Annotated in this window: 21 protein-coding genes; 15 read left to right on the forward strand and 6 right to left on the reverse strand. The window is 69.4% G+C overall.

The genetic code is table 11. From position 1 onward, the window contains the following. Positions 1-44: 44 nt before the first annotated feature. Positions 45-587: a GNAT family N-acetyltransferase gene (locus tag ORI60_RS40450; RefSeq protein ID WP_266043290.1), complete on the forward strand. Its 543-nt coding sequence runs from the start codon at positions 45-47 to the stop codon at positions 585-587. Between the two features lie 21 nt (positions 588-608). Continuing rightward, a complete protein-coding gene (locus ORI60_RS40455; protein WP_416234575.1) occupies positions 609-1,115 on the forward strand; it encodes a hypothetical protein in 507 nt (168 codons plus the stop codon). A 171-nt stretch (positions 1,116-1,286) separates the two neighbouring features. Here ORI60_RS40455 and ORI60_RS40460 read toward each other — a convergent pair whose 3' ends face one another. Together ORI60_RS40460 and ORI60_RS40465 are read right to left on the reverse strand one after the other, a co-directional pair. Continuing rightward, positions 1,287-2,153: an SRPBCC family protein gene (locus ORI60_RS40460; protein WP_266043291.1), complete on the reverse strand. Its 867-nt coding sequence runs from the start codon at positions 2,151-2,153 to the stop codon at positions 1,287-1,289. Further along, positions 2,150-2,692, reverse strand: coding sequence for a winged helix-turn-helix domain-containing protein (locus ORI60_RS40465; protein WP_266043292.1), 543 nt, complete (start codon positions 2,690-2,692; stop codon positions 2,150-2,152). Before ORI60_RS40465 ends, ORI60_RS40460 begins: the two co-directional genes overlap by 4 nt. A 127-nt stretch (positions 2,693-2,819) precedes the next feature. Here ORI60_RS40465 and ORI60_RS40470 point away from each other — a divergent pair, with 127 nt between their 5' ends. The 3 genes from ORI60_RS40470 (at position 2,820) to ORI60_RS40480 (ending at position 4,931) form a co-directional block, all read left to right on the forward strand. After that, entirely contained in the window at positions 2,820-3,803 is a 984-nt protein-coding gene (locus ORI60_RS40470; RefSeq protein WP_266043293.1) for an aldo/keto reductase, read from the forward strand. A gap of 6 nt (positions 3,804-3,809) precedes the next feature. Next, entirely contained in the window at positions 3,810-4,418 is a 609-nt protein-coding gene (locus ORI60_RS40475) for a TetR family transcriptional regulator (RefSeq protein WP_266043294.1), read from the forward strand. A gap of 219 nt (positions 4,419-4,637) precedes the next feature. Beyond that, the gene (locus tag ORI60_RS40480; protein WP_266043295.1) at positions 4,638-4,931 is read left to right on the forward strand and encodes a hypothetical protein; all 294 of its coding nucleotides are present in this window, start codon (positions 4,638-4,640) and stop codon (positions 4,929-4,931) included. A gap of 30 nt (positions 4,932-4,961) precedes the next feature. On the opposite strand, the gene ORI60_RS40485 is transcribed toward ORI60_RS40480, so the two are convergent. Further along, positions 4,962-5,864, reverse strand: coding sequence for a DUF4097 family beta strand repeat-containing protein (locus ORI60_RS40485; protein WP_266043296.1), 903 nt, complete (start codon positions 5,862-5,864; stop codon positions 4,962-4,964). Between the two features lie 5 nt (positions 5,865-5,869). Then, positions 5,870-6,382, reverse strand: coding sequence for a toxin-antitoxin system HicB family antitoxin (locus tag ORI60_RS40490; protein WP_266043297.1), 513 nt, complete (start codon positions 6,380-6,382; stop codon positions 5,870-5,872). 68 nt (positions 6,383-6,450) lie between these two features. On the opposite strand from ORI60_RS40490, the gene thyX reads away from it, so the two are divergent. The 8 genes from thyX (at position 6,451) to atpB (ending at position 13,603) form a co-directional block, all read left to right on the forward strand. Beyond that, on the forward strand, positions 6,451-7,155 hold the full coding sequence (thyX, locus tag ORI60_RS40495) for an FAD-dependent thymidylate synthase (protein ID WP_266043298.1): 705 nt from the start codon (positions 6,451-6,453) through the stop codon (positions 7,153-7,155). A gap of 4 nt (positions 7,156-7,159) precedes the next feature. Next, positions 7,160-7,561 carry an ACT domain-containing protein gene (locus ORI60_RS40500; RefSeq protein ID WP_266043299.1) on the forward strand — a complete coding sequence of 134 codons (402 nt, stop codon included), beginning with the start codon at positions 7,160-7,162 and terminating at the stop codon, positions 7,559-7,561. A 73-nt stretch (positions 7,562-7,634) separates the two neighbouring features. Beyond that, on the forward strand, positions 7,635-9,077 hold the full coding sequence (locus ORI60_RS40505; protein ID WP_266043300.1) for a serine/threonine-protein kinase: 1,443 nt from the start codon (positions 7,635-7,637) through the stop codon (positions 9,075-9,077). 2 nt (positions 9,078-9,079) lie between these two features. Then, positions 9,080-9,493 (forward strand): hypothetical protein, encoded by a 414-nt coding sequence (locus ORI60_RS40510; protein ID WP_266043301.1) that lies wholly within the window; start codon positions 9,080-9,082, stop codon positions 9,491-9,493. Between the two features lie 25 nt (positions 9,494-9,518). Continuing rightward, positions 9,519-10,130, forward strand: a complete 612-nt coding sequence (locus ORI60_RS40515; RefSeq protein ID WP_266043302.1) for a TIGR03085 family metal-binding protein — start codon at positions 9,519-9,521, stop codon at positions 10,128-10,130. A 19-nt stretch (positions 10,131-10,149) separates the two neighbouring features. Continuing rightward, positions 10,150-11,046 (forward strand): 4-hydroxy-tetrahydrodipicolinate synthase, encoded by an 897-nt coding sequence (dapA, locus tag ORI60_RS40520; RefSeq protein WP_266043303.1) that lies wholly within the window; start codon positions 10,150-10,152, stop codon positions 11,044-11,046. Further along, positions 11,043-12,722, forward strand: a complete 1,680-nt coding sequence (locus tag ORI60_RS40525) for a ribonuclease J (protein WP_266043304.1) — start codon at positions 11,043-11,045, stop codon at positions 12,720-12,722. Before dapA ends, ORI60_RS40525 begins: the two co-directional genes overlap by 4 nt. Positions 12,723-12,799: 77 nt before the next feature. After that, positions 12,800-13,603 (forward strand): F0F1 ATP synthase subunit A, encoded by an 804-nt coding sequence (gene atpB / locus ORI60_RS40530; RefSeq protein ID WP_266043305.1) that lies wholly within the window; start codon positions 12,800-12,802, stop codon positions 13,601-13,603. Between the two features lie 230 nt (positions 13,604-13,833). Here atpB and ORI60_RS40535 read toward each other — a convergent pair whose 3' ends face one another. Beyond that, positions 13,834-14,448, reverse strand: coding sequence for a class I SAM-dependent methyltransferase (locus ORI60_RS40535; RefSeq protein WP_266043306.1), 615 nt, complete (start codon positions 14,446-14,448; stop codon positions 13,834-13,836). 105 nt (positions 14,449-14,553) lie between these two features. Between ORI60_RS40535 and ORI60_RS40540 the strand changes: the two genes are divergently transcribed. Both ORI60_RS40540 and ORI60_RS40545 read left to right on the forward strand, forming a co-directional pair. Next, the gene (locus tag ORI60_RS40540) at positions 14,554-17,358 is read left to right on the forward strand and encodes an AfsR/SARP family transcriptional regulator (RefSeq protein ID WP_266043307.1); all 2,805 of its coding nucleotides are present in this window, start codon (positions 14,554-14,556) and stop codon (positions 17,356-17,358) included. 48 nt (positions 17,359-17,406) lie between these two features. Next, positions 17,407-18,087, forward strand: a complete 681-nt coding sequence (locus ORI60_RS40545) for a hypothetical protein (RefSeq protein ID WP_266043308.1) — start codon at positions 17,407-17,409, stop codon at positions 18,085-18,087. On the opposite strand, the gene ORI60_RS40550 is transcribed toward ORI60_RS40545, so the two are convergent. Beyond that, entirely contained in the window at positions 17,984-18,757 is a 774-nt protein-coding gene (locus tag ORI60_RS40550) for a lysophospholipid acyltransferase family protein (protein ID WP_416234576.1), read from the reverse strand. The two genes, ORI60_RS40545 and ORI60_RS40550, sit on opposite strands and share 104 nt — an antisense overlap. Positions 18,758-18,821 lie beyond the last annotated feature (64 nt).

Genomic DNA, 18,821 nt, shown 5'->3' on the forward strand with positions numbered 1-18,821 from the left:
GCACCCCTGACAATTCCGCGACACGGCGTCGATAAGCTGCGTTTATGGCCGACGCCGGCGTGCACACCGCCACCGCTGCTGATCTTTCGGAGATCGTCCGCATCCACCGGGAGACGTGGCGGCTCGCCTACGCCGAACTGCTGCCGCCCGAAGTCCTCGACGCGCTCGACACCGACGAGGCCTGGGCGCTGGCCGTCCAGAGCGGCGCGGTGCTCAAGGCGACCGAGGGCGAGTGGGTCGTGGGCTTCGTCGTGGCGAGCAAGGCCCCGGACGAGGAAGTCGCCAGGGCGGACGGTTCGCTGCCGGAGGACGCCGGCACCACCGCGCTGCTCAGCGTCCTCGTCGAACCGCGCTGGGGCCGCCGCGGGCACGGCACGCGGCTCGTCGCGGAGGCGGTGAGGCGGCTCCGCGACACGGGCGCCACGCGAGGGATCGCCTGGGTGCCCGAGGCCGACAAGGCGTCGCGGAACTTCTACGAACGACTGGGCTGGACGGGTGACGGCACGGTGCGCACGCTGGACGCGGGCGGGCGTCCGTTGCGCGAGGTCCGGGTGTCCGGTCCGCTCGAGATCCGACTCGCCGACTGAGATCTGTGTAACCTCGGCCGGGTGCTAGCCCTGGTTGGCCTCACCTTCGGGGTCGCGCTCGGCTCAGCCGTGGTTCCCCTGATCAGCATCGAGATGTTCGTCCTGGGACTCTGCGCGCGCTGGCCGGACGTCTCGTTCTGGATCGTCGGCCTCGCCGTGGCCGTCGGCCAGGTGCTGGGCAAGCTGCTGTACTTCTACGCGGCGCGCGGCGACATCCACCTGCCGAAGTTCCTGCACCGCAAGCCGAGCGGCAAGCCCTCGAAGCTCAGCCGCTGGTTCGGCCCCGGCACGCGCATCCACCGCTGGGGCGACTGGATCCACGTGAAGTGCAAGGCGCACCCGAACTGGATGGCCGGCACGCACGGGGTGAGCGCGCTGGTCGGCGTGCCGCCGTTCATGGCGACGAGCGTGCTCGCCGGGCTCGCGGGCATGTCCACGACCATGTTCGTCGTGACCGGCATGGTGGGCCGCTTCGCGAGGTTCAGCTTCCTCGCGGCCTCGCCGGCCGTGGTCATGGCGTGGTTCTAGTAGCTGAACAAGATCGACGCCGTCACGGAGAAGGCGATCAGGACTGCGGCGACGGTGATGCGCGCTGACTCAAGCACGGCCCCGAATTTATCGAGGCTCCGCCGACGAATGCCAGGCGCAACCGGGTGAGAGCCGAATGATTTGGCTCTCACCCGCCCGTTTCACGCCCGTTTATTCAAGAACGAGGACACCATCGGGCAAACCCGGGATGTCGTACGAGTGCCACATCGGGCGCCAGTCCGGCAGCTCCAGCATCCGGCGCAGGTCCGCGAACCCGGACAGCCAGCCCATCCACGGCCCCCGCGGCGGGCTCGCCGGGTCGAACCCGCTCTGCACGAACGTCAGCCGCGTCCTGCCCTCCGAGCCCTTCAGCTCCCAGGACGTCACCATCCCGCCGGGGAACTCCAGTGCGAGGTTCTCCTCGTCCAGCGCGACGACCTTCGCGGGGTTCGGCTCGTCCGCCAGGCTCCCCATCGACCAGCGGCCGCCGACGTGCGGTTCGATCTCCATCCGGGCGCCGAACCACCGCGCGAACACGTCGGGGTCGGTCAGCGCGTCGATGATGGCCGCAGGCGTCGCCGCGATGTCGAACTCGAACCGCTGCTCGGGTGTCGTGAAGTCGCAGAACCCGAGCACGGGCCGGCCCTCGACGTGCTCGACCAGGTTCCCGAGCACCAGCGGCCAGAACGTCTGGAGGACCTCGTCCCGGTCTTCTCCCAGGCCCCACTTCGGGTAGGGCGACTGCGTCGCCGCGATGAGCGTCTCGCCGTCACGCTGCTCCACGGCGAGCTCGACCACGTACTCGGTGCCGTACAGGGACCACGAGTAGCGCACCGACCTGTCGTCGAAGCCCAGCAGCTTCTGCCGGTGGCGTTCGCCCTCCGGCGTGTAGCGCCCCCAGTACTCGAACTCCCCGCCTTCGAGGTCCACGTGCGCGTGCTCCGCCAGCCACACCCGCAGGTCGTCGGCGGTGGTGAGCGCCTGGTAGACGCGGGCGGGGGTGGCGGACGTGCGAACGCGGACCGTTCCGGTGCTCATCGATCGTCTCCTTTGGGGTAGCAGGCGAGCGCGATGCGGAACGCATCCCCTTCCGCGCCGCCATAACGGGTGAAGAGCTCTTGCAACGTCGTCTGCAGCTCGGCCAGGAACCGCTGCCGTTCCTCCGGTGGCACCCGGATCTCGCCGGACACGCCGACGGACGGCAGCTCGCTCGACCGGTCCAGTGCCGCCACGTCGACCTGGATCTGCTCGGCGAGGTCGACGAGGTGGCCCAGCGCCAGCTCGTCGCGTGACCCGATCCGGCCGACCAGGCGCGGTGACAGCCAGTACGACCGCGCCACCGCCTGGTAGAGGCCTTCCTGGACGCCGCGCACCCTGCGCTCGGACACCTGGGCCGCCAGACCGGCCTTGACCAGCTGTTTGACGTGGTAGTGCACGCGTTGCGGCGTCTGGTCGAGCACCTCGGCGACCTCGGTGCACGACCGCGGCGCGGCGAGCTGCCGCAGCACCTCCACGCGCTGCGGCTTGAGCAGGGTCTCGGCCTGCTCCATCCGGTCCAGATAGATCACGTCTCTCATCGCAAAAAAGACTTTGAACGTTCAAAACATATTTGTCAATCGGGCGGACAACAATGGACTGACAGATATTGAAATCTGTCAGCTGATGCGGCAGGCTGGAAACATCGAAGAGACGAAGGGGTTCGAAATGCAGAAGCGTCAGCTCGGAGCCACCGGCCCGGTCGTGTCCGCCATCGGGCTGGGCTGCATGGGCATGTCCAACGCCTACGGCCCGGCAGACCGGGACGAGAGCATCGCGACGGTTCAGGCCGCCCTCGACGCGGGCGTCACCCTGCTCGACACCGGTGACTTCTACGGTCAGGGCCACAACGAGATGCTCATCGCCGAGGCGATCAAGGGCCGTCGCGACGAGGTGCAGCTCAGCGTCAAGTTCGGCGGCATGCGGGACGCCGACGGCGCGTTCCTCGGGTTCGACACGAGGCCGATCGCGGTCGCCAACTCGCTTGCGTACTCGCTGCAACGCCTCGGCACCGATCACGTCGACATCTACCGGCCCGCCCGGCTCGACCCGAACGTGCCGATCGAGGACACCGTCGGCGCCATCGCCGAGCAGATCGACAAGGGCCGCGTCCGGCACATCGGCCTGAGCGAGGTCGGGCCCGAGACCATCCGCCGCGCCCACGCCGTGCACCCGATCGCGGACCTGCAGATCGAGTACGGCCTGCTCGAGCGCGGTGTCGAGCGGGAGATCCTGCAGGTCACCCGCGAGCTCGGCATCAGCATCACCGCGTACGGCGTGCTGTCGCGCGGACTGATCTCCTCCACTCCGCTGACCCTCGACGCCGGCGACTGGCGTGGCCACGCGCCGCGGTTCCAGGGCGACAACCTGACCCGCAACGCCGCCCTCGTCGAGAAGCTCGGCGAGATCGCCGCGGACAAGGGCGTCACGGTCGCGCAGCTCGCGATCGCCTGGGTCGCGGCACGCGGTGAGGACGTGGTGCCTCTCGTCGGCACGACGAAGCGTGCGAGGCTGAACGAGGCGATCGGTGCCGTCGGCGTGACGTTCTCCGAGCAGGAGTTGCAGGAGATCGACGCCGTCGTTCCCGTCGGGGCCGCCGCGGGCACGCGCTACGCGGCCGCGCAGATGGCGATGCTGGACAGCGAGAGGTGAGATGACGTGGCGGAGGCGTTGACCGGCGAGGCGATCCTCGTGGCGACCGAAGAGGTGCTGCGCAGGTACGGCCCGGCCAAGGCGACGGTCGTCGACGTCGCCAAGGCACTCGGGGTCAGCCACGGCAGCGTCTACCGCCACTTCCCGACGAAGGCCGCGCTGCGCGAGGCCGTGACGCGGCGCTGGCTCGACGCGATCCACGCCGAGATGGAGTCGGTCCTCGACACCGGGGCGAGCGCGGCCGACAACCTGAGGGCCTGGCTGCAGCACCTGTTCGACCGCAAGCGGCTCTCACACGTCGACGAGCCCGAGCTGTTCGCGACGTTCAAGGTGCTGGTGAGCGAGAGCCCCGCGATCGTCGAGTACCACCTCGGCCACCTCGTGGGGCACCTCACGCGCATCATTTCGTCCGGAGTGGAAACCCACGAGTTCGTGACCGACGACATCCAGAGGACGGCACAGGCGGTCTGGGACGCGACGCAGATCTTCCACCACCCGGCTCACGCCCAGGAGTGGGGGAATCCTCACCTTCAGGACGCGTTCGACGCCGTCGTCTCACTGGTCGTCGCCGGACTGCGGTACAACCGAATCCCTAGTGCCACAGGCGATGCTTGAGGGTCACGGAGGTGAACGGTGCCGCCTGACGAGTGGATCGACCTGCTGGGAGCGCCTGAACGGCGTCCTGACCCCGTTGACTGGGACGCGGTCAAGGGACGGGTGGGCACCGCGCTGCCCAGTGATTTCGTGCATCTCGCCGATGCCTATCCACCACTCATAGTCGGCGGTTACGTCCGCATCCTGCACCCAACGGCACGTGCAGGTTTCATGAACTGGATGTCAACGGCGCCCAAGATGATGCGGGCACTGCGGCGCCAGCCGGGCCTGCGGGTGCACCCGGACTCGCCCGGCCTGCTGCCCTGGGGCATGACGGTGAACGGCGACCACTGCCTCTGGTACACCGGCGGTGAACCGGACGAGTGGACCGTGATGATCACGGACCTGCGGCAGAAGTGGTCCTACGACGGCAGCTTCTCCAGTTTCATCAGGAAGTTCCTGACCGGTGAGCTGCGCTGCCCGCTGTTCCCGGACGACGTCCCCGGCGGCTCCAAACCGTTCCAGGAGCCCTAGCCGGGGACGTGTCCTCTCCCGACCCCCCGGTCAGTTCGAAGCGGCGGTCACCAGTGCGTTGCCGCTGCCCGTGCGGCCCGTGACCGTCAGGGCGGCGTCACCCAGCGGCTCGGACGAGACGTCGAAGTCGCTGCGCGCGGTGCCGGACGTGGACACCAGGTCGATCCGGGCGAGCGTGCCCTGCCGGATGCCGACGCGGATGTGTCCCGAGCCGGTGCCGAGCTGGATCTCGCCGGAGGCCGCGTCGGCCACGGTCAGGTCGCCGCTGCCGGTGCGGACCTGGACGTTGCCCTGCACCGCGCCGAGCCACACGTCGCCGGTCCCGGTGATCAGCGTGCTCGTGCCCCCGACCGACGACACCTCGACGTCGCCGCTGCCCGTCTTGGCCTTCAGCGACGAGAGCATCGTCCCCAGGCGCACGGTGCCGGCGCCCGAGTTGACCTTGGCTTCGCCTGTCGCGCGGTCCGCGGACACGCTGCCCGTGCCGGTGTTCAGGTCCAGGCGCCCCGCACCGCCCGTCACGACGACGTCAGCCGCGCCGGTCCGTGATGACACGTGCGACCCCACGGGAGCCGTCACCACCACTGACAGGGGCACGGCGCGCAACGGCAACGCCTTGGACGACTCGATGCGCAAACGGTTGCCCAGCAGTTCGACGCGTGCGTCGCGCACGGCCTCCTCCGGACCTGCCGACGGCGCGGTCTTGTCCGGGCCGAACTGGCCGCTGACCCAGCTCAGCACGCTGGACAGGCCCTCGGTCCACGAGTTGCCCGCGTTCGGGTCGTGCCGCACCTCGACGTGCACGCCGGGGCCGTCGACCAGCTGCACCTGCACCCGGCCGCTGAGCAGGGAGATGTCGATCTCGGCGATGCCCGCGAACTCGAAGCTCTGCTGGCGCACCACGCCGGACGGTTCGGAAGTCGGTTCGCTCATCCCGCTCACCCCTGCACCCATCCGCGGACGCGCGAGCCCGAGCCGGCGTTTCCGCTCCACCCCTTGTGCTGATGCTTGTGCTTGCCGTGCACCGCGCCACCCACGGCCTGCTGGATGAACGAGTTCAGCGACACGCCCTGAGCCGCCGCGGCGGCCTCGGCCTTCGACTTGAGCTCGTTGATCATGCGCAGCGTGATGCGGCTGATGTCACCCGTGGCGTCACCCATGCCGAAGTTCGGCATCTCCTGACGCGGAGCGGGCTCCGGCTCCGGTTCCGCCGATCCCGTGACGACCACCTGGACGTCACGACCGGACAGGCGAACGTCCACGACCTGGCCGTCCAGGGAGGCGGTGACCTCCGCGGCCAGGTCGGACAGTGCGTTCATGATCGCCAGTCGCGCGGCTGGCTCGAGCGCTGCGGACAGTGCGGCGGCCGTTCGACGGGTGTTGTCGTCCCCCGCGGAGGCGGCCGTCGCCAGGTCCTCGCGCAGTGACGCGATGTACGGCGACAGATCCATGACACCACTATGACGTCACTTCCGACATCGTGCAACCACCGCATGATGTCAGGGCTAATGTCGGCTCCATGCCGAGAGTGCGTTTGGTGGCTAAGACCGAGTTCATCGCGCCGGACGACGTGCCGTGGACGACCGACGCGGACGGCGGCGCGGCGCTCGTCGAGTTCGCCGGCCGGGCCTGTTACCAGTCGTGGGACCGCTCGAACCCCATGACGAACACCAACGCGACGTTCCTGCACCACCTGCTCGACGTCGGGCACCTCGCCGCGTTCGAGCACGGCAGCGCCTCGCTCTACCTGACCGAGCTGCCGCGCTCGCTCACCCACGAGCTGATCCGGCACCGGCACTTCTCGTACTCGCAGCTCTCCCAGCGCACCGACCCGACCGACGTCGTGGAGCCGGACCTGATCGCGCGGGACCCCGAGCTGCACGCGCGGTTCGTCGCCGCGACCGAGGCGAGTCTCAAGGCGTACGAGGACCTGGTGCAGAGCCTGGAGAAGACCGTGAACGGCCGGCGTGCGCGGCAGATCGCACGGTCGGTGCTGCCCAACGCCACGGGCACCGAAATCGTCGTGACGGGCAACTACCGCTCGTGGCGGCACTTCATCGCGATGCGCGCGACCGAGCACATCAACGTCGAGCTGCGCGAGCTCGCCGTCGCGTGCCTGCGGGAGCTGACGAAGGCGGCGCCCAACGCGTTCGCGGACTTCGTCATCTCGACACTCCCGGACGGCACAGAAGTTGCCTCCAGCCCACTGGTGGTTGAAGGCTGACGCCATGAAGCGGCTCATCGTGGACGTCCGGCCCGGCGAATACGCGGTCACGCGCCTGGCGCCGGACGCTCCCGTTCCCAGCGGGCTGCTCGACCTCACCGGCGTCCTGGTCTCCGTGACGAGGACCCCGGCCGAGCTGTCGATCATCGCGCCCGCATCGTTCGCAGTGGACTCCGACACGGCGGAGAAGGGCTGGCGGTTGCTGACCGTGCGGGGACCCCTGGAGTTCACGCTCACCGGCATCATGGCCGCTCTGGCGGGTGAACTGGCGGCAGCGGGCGTCTCGTTGTTCGCGCTGTCCACTTACGACACCGACCACCTGCTGGTGAAGCACACCGATCTGGGACGTGCCGTGCTCGCGTTGCGTGCCGCAGGTCACGAACTGGTTGTAGCGCCGGAAGCCTAGGAACCGATCCTGCGTGTGGCGGGTCTCAAGTACCGTCAACGCCCCCGGTTTCCGAGGTTCGTAGGAGCGCACGTTGCACGGACAGGCTGTCGAACCACGTGTCATCGCGGGCAGGTACGCCCTGCTCGCGGAGCTCGGCCGTGGCGGCATGGGCATCGTCTGGCGTGCCCAGGACCGCCACATCGGACGCTTCGTCGCGATCAAGGAACTGCACCTGCCGGACGGCATCGCGCACGAAGAACGCCGTGTGCTCGAAGAGCGCGCTCTGCGTGAGGCGCGCACCGCCGGCAAGCTCAACGACCCCGCCGTCGTGACGGTCTACGACGCGATCAACGAGAACGGCCTGACCTACATCATCATGGAGCTGGTCGACGCGGCGACGCTGTCGACGTTGATCAGCACGCACGGCCCGATGCCGCCGAACCAGGTCGTGTCGATCGCGCTGCAGGCGTTGTCGGCGCTCGAGACCGCGCACCAGGCCGGGATCGTGCACCGCGACGTGAAGCCCGGCAACCTGATGGTGCGCCCGGACGGCAAGCTCAAGCTCACCGACTTCGGCATCGCCCAGGCCGTCGACGACCCGCGGCTGACGACCAGCGGCAGCCTCATCGGCTCTCCCGCCTACATGGCGCCGGAACGCATCCACGGCCACGAGGCCGGTCCCGCGTCCGACCTGTGGGCGCTGGGCGCGACCCTCTGCTACGCCGTCGAGGGCTGGAGCCCGTTCGAGCGCTCCTCCACGGCCTCGACGCTGCACGCGATCATGAGCGAGACCCCGCGCCTGACCCGTGCCACGGGCGTGCTCGGCGCCGTCATCACCGGTCTGCTGATCGCCGACCCGAACGCCCGGCTGTCCGGCCCGCAGGCCCGCGCGATGCTCGCCAGCATCGGCAACCAGCCGACGCCGCCCACCGGGATCGCGCCGGCGCAGACCCAGCAGTACCGGCAGACCCCCGCCGCCGACCCGGCGAAGAAGAAGCGCAACCGCATTCTCGCGCTGGTCGGCGCCGTGGCCATCGCCGCGGCGGCGTTCACCGGCGGCATCTTCGTGCACAAGGCCTTCACGACGCCCGGCGCCAGCACCGGCAGCCAGGCGCTCACCTACGGCGAGGGCGCCGAGATCCCGGTATTCGGTCTCTACGAGAACACCTGCGGCATCGGTGAGGTCGCGCCGACCAAGCTCCTCAACTCCGACACCCGCGAGGAGTGCGACAAGCCGCACGACTTCGAGGTGTTCGACGTGATCGACACGTTGCCGCTCCAGTCGAACCTCCCCGACGCCGCGTATCCGGGCGTCGACTCGCTGAAGAGCCTCGGCGTCTCCCGCTGCGAGATGACGCTGAACTCGGGGTGGGTCAAGGACGGTGAGAAGCTCAAGCTGACGACCTTGATCCCGAGCGAGAGCGCGTGGACCAAGGACAAGGACGGCAACGCGGAGCGCAAGATCTGGTGCCTCGCCGGCGCCAAGGACGGCAGCAAACTCGACGGCACCATCAGCGCGAAGAAGGACAACTGAACGTGAAGAGTCGGATCGTTCCCGCCCTCCTGGCCCTCGGCTGCGCGGCGGCCCTGACGGCCTGCGGCAACAACGAGGACAAGTTCGTCTCCGAGCTCAAGGCCGCCGGGTTCAGCAACCCCGGTGAGCCCAGCACGGAGAAGGAGAAGAAGTCCAAGAAGATCGGCAAGCGCACGGTCAAGTCCTCGGAGAAGACGATCGAGGTCGTGGTGCGGGTGAAGGGCTGCGACCTGGAGTTCGCCAAGATCTCGGGCCAGTCCGGCTACTGGCTCGACGAGCTGCACGTCAACGGGCAGGAACCGGACTGGCCCGGCTACCCGGAGAACCTGAACCGCGACCAGGTGGTCAAGCTCCTCGGCGACAACTCGGCCAAGCCGGACGGCTTCAAGAGCTGCTATAAGCCGAACGAGGCCTGAGGTCGGGTTGTGGTGCAATGGGGGTGTGAGCCTCGCCCGTGACGAGCGCAAAGCGCTGGTCGAACTGATGACCGAGCTCGGCCCCGACGCGCCGACGTTGTGCGGGACCTGGCGGACGAAGGACCTGGCCGCGCACCTCGCGATCCGCGAGCGCCGCCCCGACACCGCCCCCGGCATCGTGCTGCCGGTGTTCGCGAAGTGGACGGAGAAGGTCCAGGAGGACTACACGCACAAGGCGTGGAGCGAGCTCCTGGACCTGGTGCGCACGCCGCCGTTCTGGATCCAGCCGATCGACGAGCTCATGAACACCGGCGAGTACTTCGTGCACCACGAGGACGTGCGCCGCGCACAGGCCGGCTGGGAGCCACGTCCGTACGACGCCCGGCGCGAGGCGACGCTGTGGAAGCTGCTGCCGTTCACCGCGCGCATGACGTACAAGTCGTCGCCCGTGGGCGTGACGCTGGTGCGCCCCGACGGTGAGCACGTCGTCGCCAAGCAGGGCGCGAACGGAGTGGTGATCACCGGCGAGGTGGCCGAGCTGGTGATGCTGGCGTTCGGGCGCGACGAGGCCCGAGTGGAATACAGCGGCGACGCCGACGCGGTGCAACGTGTGCGGTCGTTGAACCGAAGCGTGTGAACTCGGGTAGTTTCTGCCCATGCCAGGAAGCCCCTACGCAGGGACGGACCGCCCGTTCGGCCGCGTACTCACCGCCATGGTCACGCCTTTCGACTCGCGCGGCGAGGTCGATCTCCCCAAGGCGCAGGAACTGGCGAAACACCTGGTGGACCTGGGCAACGACGGCTTGGTCGTCAACGGCACGACCGGCGAGAGCCCGACGACGACCGATCGGGAGAAGGCCGCGCTGATCACGGCCGTCGTCGAAGCCGTGGGCGACCGCGCGAGCGTGATCGCCGGTGCGGGCACGTACGACACCGCGCACAGCATCCACCTGGTGGAGCAGGCCTCCAAGGCCGGTGCACACGGTGTGCTGGTCGTGACGCCGTACTACTCACGGCCGCCGCAGGAAGGCCTGCTCGCGCACTTCACCGCCATCGCCGACGCCTCCGAGCTGCCGGTGATGCTCTACGACATCCCGCCGCGCGCGGTCGTGCCGATCGAGGTCGACACGCTCCTGCGCCTGGCGGAACACCCGCGGATCCTGGCCGTGAAGGACGCCAAGGGCGACCTGCACGCGGGCAGCAGGGTGATCGCGAGCACCGACCTCGCCTACTACTCGGGTGACGACCCGCTGAACCTGCCGTGGCTGTCCGTGGGCGCCGTCGGGTTCGTGAGCGTCATCGGCCACCTCGCCGCGGACCGCCTCCGCGACATGGCCGACGCCTACGAGTCCGGTGACGTGGTGCGCGCGAAGGAGATCCACGAGTCGCTGCTGCCGCTGCTGCGACCTTTCCGCCGGGTTCCCGGCGTGACGTACACGAAGGCGGCGCTGCGCCTGCGCGGACTGGACGTGGGGGAACCCCGTCTGCCGCTGGTACCTGCCGCCGCCGAAGACATCGAGGCCATCGCGGCCGAACTGGGAGTTAACGCGTGACCCACTCGACCGAACTGCCGCCCGCACTGCCGGAAGGCGGCCTCCGCGTCGTCGCTCTCGGTGGAATTGGCGAGATCGGCCGCAACATGACCGTCTTCGAGCACGCCGGCCGGCTGCTCGTCGTCGACTGCGGCGTTCTGTTCCCCGAAGACGACCAGCCGGGCGTCGACCTGATCCTGCCCGACTTCCGGGCCATCGAGGACAGGCTCGACGACATCGATGCCATCGTCCTGACGCACGGCCACGAGGACCACATCGGCGCGGTCCCGTTCATGCTGAAGCTGCGCCCCGACGTGCAGGTCGTGGGCTCCCGCTTCACGCTGGCGCTGCTCGCCGCCAAGTGCCGCGAGCACCGCCAGACCCCGCGCCTGGTGGAGGTGAAGGAGGGGGAGCGGCGCTCGTACGGGCCGTTCGAGCTCGAGTTCTTCGCCGTCAACCACTCCATCCCGGACGCGCTGGCCGTGGCCATCCGCACCTCCGCGGGGCTCGTCCTGCACACCGGTGACATCAAGCTCGACCAGCTGCCCCTGGACGGCCGGCTGACCGACCTCGCGGGCTTCTCGCGGCTGGGCGACGAGGGCGTCGACCTCTTCCTGGTCGACTCGACCAACGCCGAGGTGCCCGGTTTCGTGGTGCCCGAGCGCGAGATCGGCCCCGTGCTGGAGAACGTGATCCGCAAGGCAGACCAGCGGGTCATCGTGGCCTGCTTCGCCTCGCACGTGCACCGCGTCCAGCAGGTGCTGGACGTCGCCGTGCAGTACAAGCGCAAGATCGCGTTCGTCGGCCGGTCGATGGTCCGCAACATGGGCATCGCGTCCGACCTGGGCTTCCTGAACGTGCCCGACGGGCTGTTCGTCGACCTCGACGTCGCGATGCGGATGGAGGAGAACGAGGTCATCTTCGTCTCCACCGGGTCGCAGGGCGAGCCGCTGTCGGCGCTGTCGCGCATGGCCCGCGGCGACCACCGCCAGATCTCGATCCGCGAGGGCGACACGGTGATCCTCGCGTCGTCGCTGATCCCCGGCAACGAGAACGCGGTCTTCAACGTCGTCAACGGTCTCGCCAAGCTCGGCGCGACCGTCGTGCACCAGGGCAACGCCAAGGTGCACGTCTCCGGCCACTCACCGGCCGGCGAGCTCCTGTTCCTCTACAACGCCGTGCGGCCGTCCAACGTGATGCCCGTGCACGGCGAGTGGAGGCACCTCCGCGCGAACGCGGCCCTCGCGGTCGCCACCGGTGTCGCCGAGGACCACGTCGTGATCGCCGAGGACGGCGTCGTCGTGGACCTGGTCGACGGCAAGGCGGCGGTCTCCGGCCGCGTCGTCGTCGGCCACGTGTACGTCGACGGCCTGTCCGTGGGCGACGTGGGCGAGTCGACGCTGTCCGACCGCCTCGTGCTGGGGGAGGGCGGCTTCATCTCGATCTCGGTCGCCATCGACAGGGCGAGCGGGCGGGCCGTGACGGCGCCGACGATCTCCGGCCGCGGCTTCTCCGACGACCCGAAGGCGCTGGAGGCCGTCGTTCCGCTCGTGGAGATGGAGCTGGCGCGCACCGAGGCCGAGGGCATCACCGACACGCACCGCGTGGCGCAGGCCGTGCGCCGCGTCGTGGGGCGCTGGGTGGCGGAGACCTACCGCCGCCGGCCGATGATCGTCCCCACGGTCATTCCGGTGTGAACGTGACCCTGCTGTGATCTGCGTCCCCCTCGTCCGATAAGGTTTGATCCCAGACCATGGACGAGGGGGTTCGCCCAATGGCCGGTAACGACGTTTTCAGCCCACCGGGCAAAGACGACATTCTTCTCCCGCCGATTTTCACCTGGCACGAGCCGCTGGGCCTGCCGTTCGACTTCTCGGTGACCAAACCGCAGGCCCTGCTGGTGCTGTCGGTGGCGATCATCATGACGTTCTTCCTGGTCACGACCAGGAGCATGAAGATCGTGCCGACCCGCTGGCAGTTCGCCGCCGAGTCGCTCTACGACTTCGGCCGCAACACCATCGCGCGCGAGCAGATCGGCGCCAAGGAATTCGCGCCGTACGTGCCGCTGATCGTCAGCATCTTCTGCTTCGTGCTCGTGAACAACGTCTACGGGCTGATCCCGTTCATCCAGTTCCCGACGTTCACGCACAGCGGGTTCCCGGCGGCCGTCGCGCTGCTGATCATCTTTCCGCTCTACCACTACGTGGGCATCCGCAAGTTCGGCCTCAAGGGCTACCTGCGCAACCAGTTCATCATCAAGGACGTGCCGAAGCCCGTGCTGTGGGGGCTGCTGATCCCGACCGAGGTCATCCTCAAGTTCTTCTTCGACCCGGTGAACCTCGCGATCCGGGTGTTCGCGGCGATGTTCGCCGGGCACCTGCTGATCCTGGTGTTCACGCTCGGCAGCGAGTTCCTGCTGTTCAACGCGCCGATCTACCTCAAGCCGGTGTCGGTGCTGGGCTTCGCGCTCGCCATTGCGCTGTTCTTCCTGGAGGCGCTGGTGCAGGTGCTGCAGGCGTACATCTTCGCTCTGCTGTCGGCGCACTTCATCGGTCGCGCGCTGGCTGAACAGCACTGATGGGGATGTACGTCGGCGTGCGCGGTTCTACCGCGGCGACATCCGCGAGCAGTCCGTCGACTGGCTGCGCGCGCAGGTCGCCGAACTGGCGCGGCTGGTGGACGCCGACGGAGACCGGCCGGTCGGGTTCTTCCTGCTGACCGGCGAACGGCAGGAGGCGACCGCGTGGACCGTGCGGGACGGCGACGTGCACGAGGGTGCGGCACCCGCCGGGTCCGCGGGTTCGCCCGCTAGGGGCGCTGGCACACCAGGTGCAGCGACTCCTCGGGCATGGCGCCGGGGTAGGACGGGGTGAAGACCGGCCGGCTCCGGCGCACGACCCGCAGGCCGACCTCGGCCAGGTGCGCCTCGAAGTTGGCCTCGGAGAACGACGACACCTCGATCTCCTGGCCCATCCAGGGCAGGGTGACCTGTTCGACGTCGACGGCCACGGTGGCGAGGAAGAAGTGACCGCCGGGCCGCAGCCAGGTCGAGATCTGGCCGAGGGTCGCGATGATCTCGGCCTGGGTCATCTGCAGCAGCGAGAAGACGGCGCAGATGACGTCCCACGAGCCAGGGGGTGACTCGAAGTCGCGAATGTCGATCTTGTGGAAGGTCGCCTCGGGGACCTGGGCCGACGCGATGTCGACCATGACGGGGGAGACGTCGAGGCCGGTGACCTTCATGCCCGCCTTGGCCAGGGTGCGTGCGACGGGAACGCCCGTGCCGCAGCCGATGTCCAGCACGCGCGAGCCCGAGGGCTGCGTCGCGGCGAACCAGGCGAGGGTGCCGTGCAGTGCCGGCTGGTGCGACCAAGCGCGTTGGTATTCCAGCCCGAGCGTGTCGAATACCTCGGCCGCGTTCATTTCCCCGCCCCTCATTTCGACCCAATCCACCTGAGTGAAGTGTGGAGAAGCTCTCTGCACGCCTTCTGGATGGCTTCTGGACGAAAACTGACGGTAGGTTGCTAGGTGAACGCGGACAGCGACGAAGTGAGAACACAGGTGCAGAACGAGTTGCGCGTCAGCTTGCTGGGCGCGCTCGCGGCCACGGTGGACGGCGAGGAGCTCACGCTCGGTCCGCCGCGGCAGAGGGCTGTGCTCGCGGTGCTCGCGTTGCGCGCCAACCACGTCGTGTCTCGCAGTGAGCTCATCGACGCCGTGTGGGGCGACGATCCGCCCGCGAGTGCCGACAACGGCATCCACACCTACGTCGCCGGGCTGCGCAGGCTTTTCGAGCCGGACAGGGCGTCGCGGGCGCCGAGTTCCGTGCTGCTCTCCACGGACGCTGGATATTTGCTGAGACTACCGTCGGGCAGCTCCGACGCCGCCGTGTTCCGCTCCCACCTCGACGAGGCCGGGCGGTTGCGGGACAAGCCCGTCGAGGCCGTCGCCGCTTTCGACGCCGCGCTGGGGCTGTGGCGGGGGATCGCCCTGGAGGGCGTGCCGGGCCCGTTCGCGGCGGTGGAGCGCGCGCGTCTGGCCGAGCTGCGGCTCACGGCCGTGGAGCAGCGTGCGGCGCTGATGCTGACGGTCGGGCGTGAGGCCGAGGTGGCGGCGGAGCTGACGACGCTGGTCAGTGCGCATCCGTTGCGCGAGAGGCTGCACGGTCTGCTGATGTCCGCGCTGTACCGCGGTGGCAGGCAGGCGGAGGCGCTGGCCGTCTACGCGGATCTGCGCCGGCTGCTGATCGAGGAGCTCGGCATCGAGCCCGGTCCCGAACTGCGCCAGCTGCACGAACAGCTGCTCGTGGGCCGGCCCGACCCGCAGCCGGAACCGGTGGCGCCCGCGCTGGTGCCCGTCCAGCTGCCGCACGAGATCCGCGACTTCACCGGCCGCGAGAAGGAGCTGGCGAAGCTCGCCGAGGTGGTCCCGCACGACCACTCGCCGGTGCTCGTCGCGATCACCGGCACCGGCGGCGTCGGCAAGACGGCCCTGGCCGTGCGGTTCGCGCACCAGGTGGCCTCGCGGTTCCCGGACGGCCAGCTGCACGTCGACCTGCGCGGGTTCGACTCGTCGGCACCGCCAGTGCAGCCCGGCGCCGCGCTGCACCAGCTGTTGCAGAGCCTCGGCGTGCCGTCCGAACGCATCCCGGAGGACCTGCCGGCGAAGTCCGCGCTGTACCGCAGCGTCCTCGCGGGCAAGCGGGTCCTGGTGCTGCTCGACAACGCGCGGCTGGCCGAGCAGGTCCGTTTGCTGCTGCCGGGCCGGTCGACGTCGATGGTGCTCGTGACGTCGCGCAACCACCTCGGCGGGCTCGTCGCCCGCGACGGCGCGCACTCGATGACGTTGTCGACCCTCACCCGCGACGAGGGCCTGGCGCTGCTGACGGCCGCGGTGGGCTCGGACCGGGTCGCCGCCGAGCCCGGCGCCGCCGCGAAGCTCGTCGAACTGTGCGGGCACCTGCCGCTGGCGGTGCGGATCGCGGCCGAACGCGTGGTGACGCGGCCGCACCTCACGCTGGCCGACCTCGCGAGCGATCTCGCCGACGAGCACGACCGGTTGAACGTGCTGGCCACGGGCGACGACGAGGACACGGCCGTGCGCGCCGCCTTCTCGTGGTCCTACCTCGCCCTGAAACCCGACGCGGCCAGGACGTTCCGGCTGATCGGCCTGCACCCCGGCGCCGAGATCAGCCTGAACGCCGTGGCGGCGCTCGCGGGTGTGCCGGTGTCGCGGGCCCGGACGCTGGTGGACGTGCTGGCGGGCGGGCACATGCTGGAGGAGGTCGCGCGCGGCCGGTTCCGGATGCACGACCTGCTTCGCCTGTACGCCACCGAACTCAGCGCCACCGAGGAGTCGTCGGACGGCCGCGGCGAGGCCGTGGCGCGCATGCTGGGCTGGTACTTCGACACCGCGAACGCCGCCGGCACCGTCATCGCGCCGCCGGACCACCCGGCGTTCCTGCTCCCACCACTGTCCACTCAGGACTTCATCTCGCACGACGACGCCTTCACCTGGTGCCGCACGGAGTCCGCGAACCTGCTGGCCGTGGCGAGACTCGCCGAGGAACAGCACTCGCCGACGGCGTGGCAGATCCCGGTGGCGCTGTGGAACTACTTCGTCGTGTCGAGCGCGCTGGACGAGTGGACGCGCACGTACCGCGTCGCCGAACGCGCCGCGGCCCGTGACGGCAACCAGGCGGCCCGCGCGTGGGCGGTGCACGGCCAGGGGCTGTCGGCGTTCCGCGGGCAGCGGTTCGCGGACGCGCTGGAGCTCTTCGACCGCGCGCTCGCCATCCGGCACGAGATCGGCGACGCCGTCGGTGCCGCCTGGAGCCTCACGGGCCTGGGCATGGCGTACGGCGGCCTGCGCCAGTTCGACCTCGCCGTCGACAGGTTCGGCGAGGCGCTGAGAAGGCACGCCGAGGCCGGCTCGTGGTTCGGCGAGGGCGGCACGAGGCTGTTCCTGAGCGACATCCTGCGCTCGGCGGGCCAGTTCGAGGCGTCGCTGGTGTCGGCGCGGACGGCGTTCGAGCTGATGGACGCGCACGACGCGGTGCACGGCAAGGCGATGGCGCTCGTCAGCATCGGCTGGGCGCAGGCGAAGCTGGGCAGCCGGGGCGAGGCGCGGGAGTCGTTCCGGCGCGCGATCGAGTTCCTGCGGGTGCTCGGCGACCGCAAGAGCCTCGCGGAGGCGTTGCACGGCCTGGGGGAGACGAGCACGGGGCAGCCCGAGGTGGCGCGGACGCACCTGCTGGAAGCGTTGACGATCTACGAGGACTACGACCACCCGCTCACGCCGGAGATCCACACGAGGCTGCACGAACTCGCCTAGGGGAGATCCCTGATGTGCGCGGCCTGATGCGTAGGCAAACTACATGTCATGCAGAAGCGCGCTCGGACCCTGTTGGTGTGGCTGCACGTCGTCACGTCCGTGGGCTGGCTCAGCCAGGCCGTGGCGTTGCTCGCGCTGGTGCTCTACGGCATGAAGACGGGCGACCTCAACGCGTTCAAGATGGCGCGCTACCTCGACCACGAGGTGCTGGCTATCATGGCCAACACCAGTGCGTTCAGCGGGTTCATGCTCAGCGCCACGACGCCGTGGGGGTACTTCCGGCACTGGTGGGTGCTCGCCAAGTTCGTGATCACCGTCAGCCAGCTCTACATCGGCGTCTTCATCCTGAGCGGCAACCTCCAAGAGGCCGTGGACGGGCACGTGACGGCCTGGATGCCCGTCGGCACGGCGCTCATGATCAGCGCGATCGCGTTCCAGGCGTGGCTCAGCGTCGCGAAGCCGTGGGGCCGCACGCCGTGGACGGACCCCAAGGTCAAGCTGCCCACGGCGAGCACGGCCACGTTCGTCGCGGCGCTGGTCGTCCCGGTGATCGACTTCGCGATCAGCCTGTGGCGGGGCAACCCGATGCCCCTGCTCATGCTGATCACGGTGATCGCCTACTCGATCAGGCGGGCCGCCAGGGCGAGACGCCGGTCGTCGGCCGCGTCGGGTCGTGGAAGCGCGGCAGGTCCGGCTCGTCGAGGCGCAACGGCGCCAAGCCCTCGGTGATCGCGATCATGATCCGCTCGTGCGCGCGCCGGGCGTCGCCCATCGTCTCCGCCTTCAGGTCGGACAGCTCGACCGGCTTGCCGAAGTGGACCTTGAACGTCGGCCGCTTGCGCACCGCGCGCAGCCACGACGTCAGGTACGGCAGGAAGTCCCTCCAGCCGCTGACGTGCAGGTTGCCCCAGTACACGGCCTCGTGCGCGCCCCACTGGCTGATGGGGATCACCGGGATGCCGCCGCCCAAAGCCATGCGGGCGACACCGGTCTTGCCCCGCTCCGGCCACAGGCCGGGGTCGAGGCTGATCTTGCCCTCGGGGTAGACGGCGATCGGGTCGCCGCCCTTCTGCAGCGCCGCGACGGCGCGGTGCATGGCCTCGCCCGCGTTCGCCGACCGCCGGTCGACGCGCAGGTGACCGCAGGCCTTCAGGGCCGGGCCCATGATCGGCGCGTCGAGCAGGCCGCCCGCGAGCATGAAGCGCGGGTTGACGCCGATCTTGCGGCAGGCCGCGATGAGCACCATCGGGTCGAGGTTGCCGATGTGGTTGGAGGCGAGCAGCAACGGCTTGCCGAGCAGCTCCGGCGGGATGTCGCCCGATACCTCGAGCTTGCCAGTCAGCGCGATCAGGCCCCGGTCGACCACCATGAGCACGCGCCAGAAAAGCGGTGTGGACACGCGGGGCAGCGTACGGCGTGTCGGAACGACTCCGTGCCCGAACGGGTGAACCATGAGGTTTCGC

Origin of the sequence: Lentzea sp. NEAU-D7 (assembly GCF_026242055.1) — a bacterium.
Lineage (GTDB): Bacteria > Actinomycetota > Actinomycetes > Mycobacteriales > Pseudonocardiaceae > Lentzea.

Bases quoted from the DNA above. Each gene is read 5' to 3' on its own strand.
- ORI60_RS40450 (WP_266043290.1), top strand. From the start codon at position 45: ATGGCCGACGCCGGCGTGCACACCGCCACCGCTGCTGATCTTTCGGAG.
- ORI60_RS40460 (WP_266043291.1), bottom strand. From the start codon at position 2,153: ATGAGCACCGGAACGGTCCGCGTTCGCACGTCCGCCACCCCCGCCCGC.
- ORI60_RS40465 (WP_266043292.1), bottom strand. From the start codon at position 2,692: ATGAGAGACGTGATCTATCTGGACCGGATGGAGCAGGCCGAGACCCTG.
- ORI60_RS40470 (WP_266043293.1), top strand. From the start codon at position 2,820: ATGCAGAAGCGTCAGCTCGGAGCCACCGGCCCGGTCGTGTCCGCCATC.
- ORI60_RS40480 (WP_266043295.1), top strand. From the start codon at position 4,638: ATGTCAACGGCGCCCAAGATGATGCGGGCACTGCGGCGCCAGCCGGGC.
- ORI60_RS40485 (WP_266043296.1), bottom strand. From the start codon at position 5,864: ATGAGCGAACCGACTTCCGAACCGTCCGGCGTGGTGCGCCAGCAGAGC.
- ORI60_RS40490 (WP_266043297.1), bottom strand. From the start codon at position 6,382: ATGGATCTGTCGCCGTACATCGCGTCACTGCGCGAGGACCTGGCGACG.
- thyX (WP_266043298.1), top strand. From the start codon at position 6,451: ATGCCGAGAGTGCGTTTGGTGGCTAAGACCGAGTTCATCGCGCCGGAC.
- ORI60_RS40500 (WP_266043299.1), top strand. From the start codon at position 7,160: ATGAAGCGGCTCATCGTGGACGTCCGGCCCGGCGAATACGCGGTCACG.
- dapA (WP_266043303.1), top strand. From the start codon at position 10,150: ATGCCAGGAAGCCCCTACGCAGGGACGGACCGCCCGTTCGGCCGCGTA.
- atpB (WP_266043305.1), top strand. From the start codon at position 12,800: ATGGCCGGTAACGACGTTTTCAGCCCACCGGGCAAAGACGACATTCTT.
- ORI60_RS40535 (WP_266043306.1), bottom strand. From the start codon at position 14,448: ATGAACGCGGCCGAGGTATTCGACACGCTCGGGCTGGAATACCAACGC.
- ORI60_RS40545 (WP_266043308.1), top strand. From the start codon at position 17,407: ATGCAGAAGCGCGCTCGGACCCTGTTGGTGTGGCTGCACGTCGTCACG.